The following is an 11395-nucleotide window of genomic DNA, read 5'->3' as shown; positions in this document are numbered from 1 at the left end:
CCGTACTCCTCCCCCCCCCGCCCCCTCACCGCCGGGCCGGGGGCGGGGCACCGGCGATATGGGGTAACGGGGCGGGGCGTCGCCCGGACGGGGACTCCGCGCCGCGCCGGGCACGACCCCTCAGAGCAGGTAGAGGGCCGCGGTCAGGACCAGGCCCGCGACCGCGATCACCCACGTGTAGGGGATGGTCGAGAGCATGGAGCGCTCGGGGCGGACCCCGGCGTACTGCGACGCCCACACCGTCTGCGTGCTGGTGGGGTCCGAGACGCCCAGGACCTGGCCGTAGGAGGCCATCATGCCCAGGACCGCCGGGGCGGGGTAGATGCCGCCGGAGATGAGCACCCCGGCCACGCCCGCGCCCAGGCCGAAGATGTTCATCGGCCCGCGGTAGAGGGCCAGGGGTACCAGCAGGGCGAAGACCAGGACGAACAGCCAGGGGTTGCCCGGACTGATCGCGGTGACCACCGGGCTGAGCGCCGCGACCGCACCGGGCAGGTTGACGGCGGCCAGGAGCATCCCGATCGCGATGAACAGGACGATGGGCGGGGCCGCCACGTCGAACGCCTGGTAGAGCGTGCGCAGCGCGGTGGCGGTCATGTCCCGCCAGGGCACGGCGGTCACCAGCGCGAAGACCACGCCCGCGATCAGCGAGGGCACGATGGGGATCTCCAGCCCCAGCGCCAGCACGATCGGGACCAGCGGTGTGACGAGCGCGTACCAGGGGGCGTCCCCGCGTCGGCGGCGGCGCTCGGCGGCGCGTTCGCGGCGTGTGCGGGGCCGGTCCGGCCCGCCGCCCCCGGCGGGGGCCGGGACGCGCACGGCCCAGGTGTGGCGCGCGCCCTTGCGGCGCATCTCGACCAGGATGTAGGCCAGCCCGCCGACCAGGGCGATCGGGAACATCCGCAGCTGGAAGTGCTGCACGGTGGAGACCGGCACGCCGATGGCGTCGGAGAGGAACTGCCAGTTGATCAGTTCCAGGGGCAGCCCGGCGGCGATGCCCACCAGGACCGTGCCCGCCGCGACGGTGGGTGTGACACCGACGGCGATCATCGCCGGGATGCCGACGACGCCCGCGAGCATCGCCGCGGGGGCCGAGCCGGTGATGCTCCCGCACAGGATCGCGACCACGAACACCCCGACCGCGACCACGGAGGGGCGTTCACCGCCGAACTCCACGATCTTGCGGACGAGCGTCGAGGCGATCCCCGCCTCCGACATCAGTGTGCCCAGCCAGCAGCCCAGGAGGATGGCGACCATGGTGGCCGCCAGCCGCGGGGCCCCTTCCTGGACGACGGTACCGACGACGCTGCCCTCCTCTCCGGTGAGGGGAGCCCCCGCGATCAGGGCGATGGCGACGGACAGCAGGACGAGGGCGAAGGCGGTGGGCAGGCGGCGCGTCAGCATGAGGCCGACGCCCACGGCCATGGCGAGAAGGATTCCCAAGGCGGTCACGGGCGGTCTCCGGGGGTGGTTCGCGGGCCCGGTCCGTGCTGGTCCGTGCCCCGGTGGGCGAGGGTGGCGGCGATGGCGGCGGTGAGCGCGAGCGGGCTGCGGCGGAGCGCTCCGCGCCGTCCGGCGTAGGCGTGGGCGGCGATCTCGTCGGCGCCGACGACGTGCCCGCGCACCCTCAGCGGCCCCAGCCTGAAGGCGCTGTGGTCGAGCCTGCGGCGCAGTTCACGGCCGTGGCCCCGGTGCAGCAGGCGGTGGGCCTCCTCGTGGGCGAGCGCGGTCTCGCGCAGTGCGGGGCGCGGGTAGTCCCGGCCCCACCCGGCCGCCTCGGCCACCCCGCGGGCGTAGTCGAGGGCGTCGGCGTAGACGACCACCCGGTCCCCCGAGGCCCGGTGCAGGTACTCCGCGAGCAGGACCTCGTCGCGGCGCAGCCCCCCGGTGGCCATGTCGCTCACCTCGGGCTCCGGCCGCGCCGGGTCCCCGGGCGCCGGGGCGGCCGCGGCCAGTTCCCGTCCGAAGCCGAGGGCCACGCGGGCCCAGGCGCGCAACTGCTCCCGGTCCCTTCCCTCGTGCGTCGGGGTGAGTGCGAGGAGTTCGGCGGCGAGGTCCTCGTCGGAGGCCGCCGCGATGCGGGCGTAGTCGTCGTCCGGGCCCTGCGGGGCTCCGGCCGGCTCGGGGTGGGGGGTCCCGTTCATCGTCGTGTCTCCATCAGGGCGATCACCGTCTCGTCGGGGCCGCGGCGGCCGATCTCGGTGGCGGCGAGCGCGAGGAGGTGTCCGGGGTCCATGACCCCCGACAGGTCGGCGAGCTTGGGGCCCAGCAGGAGCCACACCGCGGGCGGGACCGCCCCTCCGTCGCCGTAGCTGGTGCGTTGGGCCACCAGGTCCCTGAGGCGCCCCTCGGCCTCCGACGCGGCCAGGGTGTCCACGCTGGCGTCGGCGCTGTGCAGGCGGACGACGCCCTCGGCGTCCACGACGCGGACGTGGGTGCGTTCGCGGGCGAACCGCCCGAAGGGGCCCCCGGGGCGGCGGAGCAGGCCGAAGACCCGGTACTGGCCGTTGGAGGCGTACTCGGTGACGGCTGCGGGGTCGGCGCCGAGGCTGGCCGCGGCCGCGGCGCGGGCCGCCTCCGCGTCCGTGACGGCGGTGCGGTCCTTGGTGCGCAGCTCGGTGGCGCCCGTGGCGACGGCGGTGACGAGGTTGCGCTGGGGGTCGACGGTGACGTCCACCTCCACCCCGGAGGGGTCGGCGCCCTGGGAGAGCACCGCCTGTTCGGCCTCCGCCCGGACGGCGAGCACGTCGGCGTGTGTGGCGCCGGGGATGATGCGTTCGACGGACTCCCGAACCAGGGCGAGGGCGACGCCGAGGGGGCTGATGACCTCGCTGTGCGCGGCGATGCGGGCGTCCAGGCCCATGCGTTCGCCCAGGTAGGGCGTGACGGTGGCGGCGCCGCCCCCTCCGCCGACAAGGGTGCACACCTCCCGGTCGAGCCCGTAGTCGCTGGTGAGGGCGTCCACGACCGCGCTGACGCGGGTGGTCGCCCGGTGCAGGACGGCGCGCGCGGCCTCCTCCGTGCCGACCCCGAGTGCCCGGGCCAGCGGGGCCAGGGCCGCGCGTGCCGTACCGGCGTCGGCGCGGGCGTAGTCCCCCTCGGGCACCAGCCCCGCGGCGTTGGCCGCGCAGGTGACCGTGAGGGCGAAGCGCCGTTCGCCGTTGTCCAGGACGGCGTAGTCGGCCGGGTCGGACGCCAGCGGGCTGACCCGGACCAGGCGGGCGCCGTCCAGTTCGGCGGGGTCGGCGAAACAGGCGTAGGGCAGGCCCGCGATGTGGGCGCTGCGCGGCCCCACGTCGGCCAGGGAGGCGCCGCCCGGGGCGTCGCCCCCGCCGAGGCGGATCAGGGAGCCGCCGCCGATGCCGACGGTGCGCACGTCCAGGGCCGACAGGTAGGTCTCCTTGCCTCCCAGTTCGGCGTGCCGGATCTGCACGCGGCCGCGCCGGATCACGCTGACGTCGGTGGAGGTGCCTCCCGTCTCCAGGAACACGCCCTCGCTCACCTTCTCCCCCATGAGGGCGCCCGCGACCCCGGCCGCCGGGCCGGAGAGCACCGTCAGCAGGGGGCGGTGGCGCATCTCGGCCAGGGACATGACCCCGCCGTCGCAGCGCATCACCATCAGGGGGGCGGTCACCCCGGCCTTGAGGATGCTGCTCTCGACGAGGTCGGCGGTCTGGAGCATGCGGGGCATCACCCCGGCGTTGAGCGCGGCGGTGCGGGCCCGTTTGCCCAGGCCGTAGAGCTGGGTGATCTCGTGGGTGGCGGTGACGGGGACCCCGCGGGTCTCGGCGGCCTCGCGGACGGCGGCCTCACCCCTGGAGTCGTCCACGCTGAAGGGTTCGACCGCGACGACGACCTCGGCGCCCTCCGCGAGCACCCGGTCGACACTGGCGAGCGCGGCCCCGGCGTCCTCGGGCTCCCGGAGCGCGGTGTAGCGGACCGGGAGCAGGTGCCCTGAGTCGAGTCTGAGCTTGCCGAGGGAGCGCAGCCGGCCGGTGGCGAACGCGTCGTAGCCGGTGCCGATCCCCACGATGCCGATGGTGGCGACGTCGCCCTCCAGAAGGGCGTTGGTGGCCTGGGTGGTGCCGTGGGCGAGGAATCCGACGTCGTCGGCGCTGACGCCGATGTCGTCGAGCAGTCGCTCCAGCGCGGTCATGATGCCGTGGGCGACGCCGTCGGCGTGGTCGTGGCTGGTCGGCACCTTGACCTGGCCCAGGAGGGCGAACGTGGTGGCGCTCACGGCCACGGCGTCGGTGAAGGTCCCTCCGACGTCGATGCCGACACGTACGGGATCACGGGCGGGATCACGGTCGGGATCACGGGCGGGAGGTGGGGTCGGGTCGCTCATCGTCGCCCCTTCTGTGGGGAGTGCGTGGGGAGGGGGGTGTGCGGGGCGCCGCCCGCCGGGCGGGGCCCGGTCGGCGGCGCCGGACGGGGGTCAGTAGCCGCGGACGTCGGGCCAGTGGCGCTCGACGCCGGTGCGGTCCAGGAGGGCGGTGTAGGCCTCCAGGAGTTCGGCCTTGTCGCGCACGGCGTGCGGGGTGGTGCCGTGCTCCAGGGCGAAGGCGGCGAGCCTCCCCGCGGCCTCGCCGATGTTCCACTCGACGGGGTGCAGCCGGAAGCAGCCGTTGGTGATGTGGGTGGTGCCGATGTTCTTCGCCGCGGGGAGGAGGTTGGTCTCCCGGGCCGGGAGGAGGGCGCCGAGGGGGATCTCGAACGGGACGCTGGCGATGTCGACGTAGGTGTCGCCGCCCGTGGAGGGGTGGAGGTCGATGCGGTAGCTGCCGACACCGACGGAGTCGTGGCGCCGGACGATGCCGTGCGGTCCCACCAGGTCGAGGGACACGTCGTGCTCGGTGACGGTGGTGACCGCCCTGATCCGCCGGGACTCGCGCACGTAGGCGGCCTTGGCCAGGCCGCCCTCCCCGCCGGTGACGTCGGGCCGCGGCCGCAGCCCCGGGTACCCGGTGCCGCCGTCGGGTCGCGGCGCCTCGGTCTGGAGCCAGTACAGGACCGACAGCGACAGCTGGCGGGCCTCCTCATGGGCCTCGCGGACGGTCCCGGCGTCCACCATGCCCTCGATCTCCAGGGCGGGCTTGAGCCAGTAGTCGTTGAGGGGCCAGTTGACCAGGGTGATGTCGGAGTCGAACGCGCCGGGCCGGTGCATGCCGCGCGCGAGGATACGGCGGAAACCCCACAGCTCCTTGTCCCCGGCGTCGGCGCTCTGGTCGGCGTCCACGGCGAGGGGGTCCACGTCGGGGTTGGGGACGAACGTCCGCTCGGAGGGTTCCAGGGTGCGCGGGTCGGGCGCGGAGAAGCCCAGCAGGGGGCCGGGCCAGAAGTCGGGCCGGTAGGAGCGCCAGAAGTCGTACATGCGCGGGCGCTCGATCGTGTGGTCCTCGCCCTCGTGGTGGGAGACCGCGAAGCAGTACGTGATGCCCTGCAGGTTGGTGGGGTCGGCGGTCTCGGGGGCGTGCGGCTCACCGTGCTCCGACCGCGCCTCGGCACCGGTGACGTGGTCGATCCCCGCCATCGGGAGCAGGTCGCCGTTCTCCGTGGCGTCCAGGACGTAGTCGGCGCCGACGGTGTGCCTCCCGCCCTCCCCGTCCTCCAGGACGACGGCGGTCACCCGGTCCCCGTCCGTGTGGGCCTCCACGGGTCGGTGCCGTTCGAGCACGGTGATGCGCCCGGCCGCGCGGTGCGGGGCGACCATCTCCTCCAGGACGGCCAGGGCGACCCGCGGCTCGTGGCAGAGCTTGCTGACCCGGCCCGCACCGGGGTTGAGGGTGCGGGAGGCGGCGGCCTCCGCGCGCAGCGGGTAGGCGCGCCGGTAGTGGTCGCGGATCCCGTCGCGCAGGCGGCGGTAGGCCGCGGTGGCGCCGAACTGCTCGATCCAGGGGTTCTCGTCGGGCGGGACCGCCTGCGAGGTGATCTGCCCGCCGATCCAGTCGGTCTCCTCGGTGAGGACGACGCGGCGTCCGGAGTCGGCGGCGGCCAGCGCTGCGGCCACCCCGCCCAGCCCCGCGCCGACGACGAGGATCTCTGTACGGCTCTGGGTCATCGTGTGCCTCTCAGGTGTTCTTGTTCGGCGACCGGGGCGCGGCGACGGTGCCGCCCTCCACCGGTTCGCAGGGCAGCAGGCGCCGGGTGGCTCCCCCGGGGGCGCCCGCGATCAGTTCCAGGAGCAGTCGGACCGCGTCGCGGCCCATCTCGCGCATCGGCACGTCGAACCCGCTGAACGCGGCGCCGCCCCCCGGGGCGCGGCCCCGGGTGCCGGTGGCCGCGCCGAGCACCGCCAGGGACAGGTCCCCCGGGCAGCTCAGCCCGGCCCTGTCGACGGCGGCGCCGAGTCCGGCCAGGGCGGCACCGGTGTCGGTCTGCTCGACGACGACGCCCGTGACGCCCTCGTCCAGCCAGCGCCGCAGCAGGGTGTCCAGGTCGCCGCCGTCGGTGCGCGCGACGAGGCCGTCGGTGTCCATGCCGGCCGCGCGGGCCCCTCGCAGGACTCCCTCCTCCCGGTCGTCCGAAGCCGGGGCCTGGTCGTGTTCGCGCAGGTAGCGGAGTTCGCGGTGGCCGGCCGCGGTGAGCCGCCCCACGACGTCCGCCGACGCCGAGACGTAGTCGGCACCGACGTAGGGGACACCGGGCTCGTCCCGTCGACCGATGTAGACGAACGGGAAGCCGTCCTCGGCCAGGCGCCGGATGGGCTCCTCCGGAACGTGGCGTCCGAAGAACAGGCAGCCGTCGGCGACACGGACGCGCCGGACCGCCGCCGGGTCGTCCGCCCTCGCGGCGGCGCGGGCCGAACCGGTGAACAGGATGAGGTCCTGTCCCTGCGCCCCGGCCTCCTCCTCCACCCCGGCCAGGATCGGGTAGTAGGAGTGGGCGACGTCGGTGGGGAACGTGGTGCTGAACGTGTACAGGCCGAGCATCGCGTTCCTCGCGGAGGCGAGCCGTGTGGCCACGGGGTCGGGGACGTAGCCGAGTTCCTCCGCCGCGTCGAGGACCCGCTGCCGGGTCTCCCTGGCCAGCGCCATGCCGGAGGGCGTCCCCCGCAGGATGAGGGAGACGGCGGCCTGGGAGACGCCCGCGACCCGCGCGATGTCGGACTGGCGGGGCCTGCGGCGCCCGGTGGGCCTCTCCCCCCGGCTTACGTCGGTCACCTGTTCCTCCTCTGATACGGCTTGCTAATGCGCATTAGTCCATGACTGTGAGCTGCACCACGCGATATGTCAAGAGGTGTCGGCCGGATTTCCCGCAGATGGCCGTGGTGTTTCACTAATACGTATTAGGTCCTTGACTGGCGCATCGTGCCTGGTGAAAACTCTGGGTTTCGGAGCACCCCCCGACCCGCTCCGGAAGGGATCCGTCATGTCCGACGCACACTCCCCCGACACCGCGCCCACGGGCGTCGGCCGCAGGACGGCGCTCCTGGGCGCCGGAGCCGCCGCGGCCGGAGCCCTCCTCGCGCCCGGCCTCCTCCCGGCCGCTCCCGCCGGCGCGGCCCGCACCGCCTCGGTACTGCCCGAGTACAGGTTCCTGCGCGAGGCGCTCGACACCTCGTCGCTGGCCTACAACCCCACCGGGGAGCTGATCTTCCCCTGCCTGCGCGGGACCGTGGGGAGGCTGCCCCAGGCCCCCGGGCGCTTCCTGCTCTACTACGCGCCGCACGACGCCCCCGGCGGCATCTGCCTCGCGTACGCGAACAGCCCGGACGGCCCGTTCACCGAGCACCCGGGCAATCCGATCGTGGCCCGCGACTGGTCACCCCACTACTCGGTGAGCCACGTGTCGTCGCCGCACGTGATGTGGAACCCCGAGCACCGCGAGATGTGGCTGTACTTCCACGGGGAGAACACCACGACACGGCTGGCGCGCTCGCGTGACGGAATCACCTTCGACTATGAGGGCACGGTGCTGACCACGGCGATGGTGCCGGGCACCACGGAGGCCTCCTACGCCCGGGTCTTCGAGCACCCCCTGCCGGACCGGGGCTCGCGCTACGTGATGGTGTTCATGCGCAACAGCACGGGCAACAACCGCTCCATCGGGTGGGGGTGGTCCGCCGACGGCATCACCTTCGACTTCGACCCCGAGCCGCTGATCTCCCACTCCGCCGTGGGGGTGTCGAACCTGTCCGGACCCCACGTCGTCGAGCGGGGCGGCAGCACCTACGTCGCCTACCACACCGACCGGGGCGACATCCGCCTCACCGAGGTCGGCCGGGACTTCTCCCGGCGCGACCACCTGGGCGTGGTGCACAGACCCCTGGCCGGGCCGCCGGACTCGGGGCGCAGCGCCGCGCCCTCGTTCGGGTCCGACGGGGGCACGCAGTACATGTTCTACGAGGCGGGCAGCCGTCTGGGGGCGACCATCGCGATCGCACGCGCCGGGTGAGCCCGCGCGACCCCGCCACCGGCCGGGGGCGGGGTCGCGCGCAGGCCCGGAGAACGGCGGGAGCGGAAGGGACCCGGGGCAGCGAACGCGCTCCGGGGCCCTCCCACGGCCGGGCGGGGGCGGACACCTACCCCTTGCGGGCCACACCGCCGTACTCGGCCACCGGTCGGACCTCGCCCACCTCGGTGGGGTCCGGACGCCACAGCGAACAGGACACCAGGCCCGGCTCCAGCAGCTCCAGGCCGTCGAAGAGCGCGGTGATGCCCGCCGCCGAGCGGATGGTGAGCTTGGGGGTGCCGCGCTCGTTCCACGCGGCCGCCACCTGGTGGGCCCGTTCGTGGTCGATGTCGTCCGTGGGGTGGGAGACGACCAGGAAGCTCCCCGGGGCGAGTGCGCCCACGAGCTTGTCCAGGATCGAGCGGACCTCGTCGTCGTCGGCGACGAAGTTCACCACTCCCAGCAGCATCAGGGCCACCGGCTGGGACAGGTCCAGCGTCGCGGAGGCCGCCGCCAGGATCGAGTCGGGATCGCGCAGGTCGGCGTCCGCGTAGTCGGTCGACCCCTGCTCGGTCCCCGTGAGCAGTGCGCGGGCGTGCGTGAGCACCAGCGGGTCGTTGTCCACGTAGACCACGCGCGCGTCCGGGGCCACGGACTGGGCGACCTCGTGGGTGTTGTTGTGGGTCGGCAGCCCGGTGCCCACGTCCAGGAACTGCCGGATCCCCTCCTCCACGGCCAGGTGGGTGACCGTGCGGACGAGGAAGGCGCGGTCGGCGACGGCGTTGTCCACGATCTCGGGGAAGAACGAACGGATCTGCTCACCCATCTCCCGGTCCACGGGGTAGTTGTCCTTGCCGCCCAGCCAGTAGTTCCAGATACGGGCGTTGTGGGGGATGGAGGTGTCGATCTTGGGGGCGGAACCCTCGGGAGACACAGGGGGCACGGACGGCCTCTTTCTGCGCAAGTACTTGGCAACACCCACAAGGGGCACTAAAGGGACAAGTAAACGGTCCCGAGGGGCCTACCGGCAAGGGCCGAAACGCACTGATTCGCCTACCCCGTCGGCCTTCCGGCGTCCACGGGGCGAAAAAAGGGGTCGAGGGGCCCGCCCTCCGGGCGATAGGTTGCCGCCAACCCCGCCCCAGGCACAGCGACGACCAGGAGCCCCAGGTGAAGCACTCCGTCCCCGAGTACGCCCGGATCGCCGAGAAGGGCACCGTCCTGCGCTGCCAGGTGGGCTCCGGCGCCTACGGGGTCACCGTCGCCGGCCAGGAGGACCGCGACGAGATGGGCATCTGCGTCGAACCGCCCGAGTACGTGATCGGGCTGCGCACCTTCGAGCAGTACGTCCACCGCACCCAGCCGGAGCACGCCCGGTCCGGCCCGGGCGACCTGGACCTGACCGTCTACTCGCTGCGCAAGTGGATGCGCCTGGCCCTCAACGGCAACCCGACCGTCCTGCTGCCCCTGTTCGTCCCCGACGGGGAGATCGTCGCCATCACGGACACCGGCCGCGAACTGCGCGCCGCGGGAGACCGCATCCTGTCGCGCAGGGCGGGTTGGCGCTTCCTCGGCTACCTGCGTGCCCAGCGCGACCGCATGGAGGGCCTGCGCGGTGGCAAGCACACCACCAGGCCCGAACTGGTCGACCTGCACGGCTTCGACACCAAGTTCGCCTACCACATGGTCCGGCTCGGCATCCAGGGCGTCGAACTCCTGGAGACCGGACACCTGACCCTGCCGATGCCGGAGGCCGACCGCACGTGGCTGCGGGAGCTGCGGCGCGGCGAGCACACCCGCGACGAGGCCCTCGCGCGCGCCGCGGACCTGGAGGAGCGGCTGACCGCGCTGTGCGAGAGCTCGGACCTGCCCGAGGAGCCCGACCGCGCCTGGGCCGACCGCTGGCTGGTCGACGCCTACCGTCGGTCCTGGGACGGGCGCTGACCGGCACGGGCCCCGCCCCGGCGCCCCCGCTGGTCAGGACGGCACCCGACGCGGGACCGGCGCGGGGCCGGGATAGGGTGAGCCACCGGAGAGGCACTCGCGTCCCCGGCCCGCCGGGCGGCGACCGCTCGGCGGACACAGCGCGCGATGTCCGGTAACAACGAACGTGAGGAAACACCATGATCGGAACCATCGCCTTTGTGCTCATGGTCGTGAGCCTGTCGATGATGCTCATCGCCGGAATCGTCCCCGCGCTGATCAAGACCCGCTAGCCGGTGGCGGGTGCCGTCCCTCGGACGCACCCGCCGACCCCGCTTCCCCGGCCGCCCCCACCCGCCGTGGCGGGCTGCCCCGGGGCCTGAACCCGGCTCCGAAGAAAACCGCGCGGGCCTCTCGGCCCTTACCGCGCCGCGAAGATCGCCGCCCGGCTGCTGTCCGGCACGCTCTACGCGCGCTACTACGACATCGACTGCGCGCGGGTGCTCGGCCTGGAGGAGGTTGCGCCCGCCGCCGACCGCAGAACCCCCTTCGCCCTCCTGTGCGCGGAGCGCGCGGGAAACCCGGGGTTGGGCGTCGCGTCCAACGGCACGGTGATCGAGCAGGCGCAGATCCTCACCACCCACAACCCGGCCACACTGGTGGAGGCCGGGGTCGTACCGGCGGCCGGGTGGGCGGAACCGGCCCGGCGCGCCCATGCCCTGACCCTCGCCGCCGTCGAGCGCCTGCCGCGGGTCGGCACGCCGTACGGGCACATCAGGACCGCGGCGTTCTCGTGGCGCCAGACGGTGTTCTTCCTGTCCCTGTGCCCGGTCGCGGAACAGCGCGAGGTGATGGCGTGGATGGAGGAGTCCTCCTCCGAACGTCCCGACCACACGCGCGAGCGGATGGCGCCCGTGCTGGCCGGTCTGCGCCAGGTGGTCGACGGCGGGCCGCTGGTGGAGCGGGCGCCCGGCGGGGCCCGCCGGTTCCTCGGCTGGTCGGCGCGGCAGCACTGGATGATGGAGACCGCCCCGCACGCGCTCCGGGGCAGTGGCCCCTGGTGGGGGTGAGGGTCCAG

General features: G+C 73.9%; 9 protein-coding genes. 3 read left to right on the top strand and 6 right to left on the bottom strand.

Annotated features, from left to right (window positions below; translation table 11 throughout):
* Positions 1-120: 120 nt before the first annotated feature.
* The 5 genes from ACFWTE_RS09830 to ACFWTE_RS09810 all read right to left on the bottom strand — a co-directional run bounded on the left by ACFWTE_RS09830 (position 121) and on the right by ACFWTE_RS09810 (position 7163).
* On the bottom strand, positions 121-1452 hold the full coding sequence (locus ACFWTE_RS09830; RefSeq protein ID WP_378778924.1) for a TRAP transporter large permease subunit: 1332 nt from the start codon (positions 1450-1452) through the stop codon (positions 121-123).
* On the bottom strand, positions 1449-2144 hold the full coding sequence (locus ACFWTE_RS09825; RefSeq protein WP_378778923.1) for a hypothetical protein: 696 nt from the start codon (positions 2142-2144) through the stop codon (positions 1449-1451). Before ACFWTE_RS09825 ends, ACFWTE_RS09830 begins: the two co-directional genes overlap by 4 nt.
* The gene (locus tag ACFWTE_RS09820; protein WP_378778922.1) at positions 2141-4348 is read right to left on the bottom strand and encodes a hydantoinase/oxoprolinase family protein; all 2208 of its coding nucleotides are present in this window, start codon (positions 4346-4348) and stop codon (positions 2141-2143) included. Before ACFWTE_RS09820 ends, ACFWTE_RS09825 begins: the two co-directional genes overlap by 4 nt.
* 90 nt (positions 4349-4438) lie before the next feature.
* Positions 4439-6061 (bottom strand): FAD-dependent oxidoreductase, encoded by a 1623-nt coding sequence (locus tag ACFWTE_RS09815; protein ID WP_378778921.1) that lies wholly within the window; start codon positions 6059-6061, stop codon positions 4439-4441.
* Positions 6062-6071: 10 nt separating this feature from the next.
* A complete protein-coding gene (locus ACFWTE_RS09810) occupies positions 6072-7163 on the bottom strand; it encodes a LacI family DNA-binding transcriptional regulator (protein WP_378778920.1) in 1092 nt (363 codons plus the stop codon).
* A gap of 208 nt (positions 7164-7371) precedes the next feature.
* Here ACFWTE_RS09810 and ACFWTE_RS09805 point away from each other — a divergent pair, with 208 nt between their 5' ends.
* Positions 7372-8397, top strand: a complete 1026-nt coding sequence (locus ACFWTE_RS09805) for a hypothetical protein (RefSeq protein ID WP_378778919.1) — start codon at positions 7372-7374, stop codon at positions 8395-8397.
* Positions 8398-8524: 127 nt separating this feature from the next.
* Here the strand turns inward: ACFWTE_RS09805 and ACFWTE_RS09800 are convergent, their stop codons facing one another.
* The gene (locus tag ACFWTE_RS09800) at positions 8525-9337 is read right to left on the bottom strand and encodes an SAM-dependent methyltransferase (protein ID WP_378778918.1); all 813 of its coding nucleotides are present in this window, start codon (positions 9335-9337) and stop codon (positions 8525-8527) included.
* A gap of 227 nt (positions 9338-9564) precedes the next feature.
* On the opposite strand from ACFWTE_RS09800, the gene ACFWTE_RS09795 reads away from it, so the two are divergent.
* Complete coding sequence (locus tag ACFWTE_RS09795) at positions 9565-10338, top strand: DNA polymerase beta superfamily protein (protein ID WP_378778917.1); 774 nt, start codon at positions 9565-9567, stop codon at positions 10336-10338.
* 479 nt (positions 10339-10817) lie between these two features.
* Positions 10818-11387, top strand: coding sequence for a hypothetical protein (locus ACFWTE_RS09790; RefSeq protein ID WP_378778916.1), 570 nt, complete (start codon positions 10818-10820; stop codon positions 11385-11387).
* Positions 11388-11395 lie beyond the last annotated feature (8 nt).

The sequence above is a fragment of the Nocardiopsis sp. NPDC058631 genome, assembly GCF_042716955.1.
Classification (GTDB): Bacteria; Actinomycetota; Actinomycetes; order Streptosporangiales; family Streptosporangiaceae; genus Nocardiopsis.
Note: the sequence above shows the minus strand (reverse complement) of the source record. Positions and strands in the feature narration are given on the sequence as shown.

Coding starts and splice junctions, on each gene's coding strand:
- ACFWTE_RS09825 (WP_378778923.1), bottom strand. CDS start 2,144: ATGAACGGGACCCCCCACCCCGAGCCGGCCGGAGCCCCGCAGGGCCCG.
- ACFWTE_RS09820 (WP_378778922.1), bottom strand. CDS start 4,348: ATGAGCGACCCGACCCCACCTCCCGCCCGTGATCCCGACCGTGATCCC.
- ACFWTE_RS09815 (WP_378778921.1), bottom strand. CDS start 6,061: ATGACCCAGAGCCGTACAGAGATCCTCGTCGTCGGCGCGGGGCTGGGC.
- ACFWTE_RS09805 (WP_378778919.1), top strand. CDS start 7,372: ATGTCCGACGCACACTCCCCCGACACCGCGCCCACGGGCGTCGGCCGC.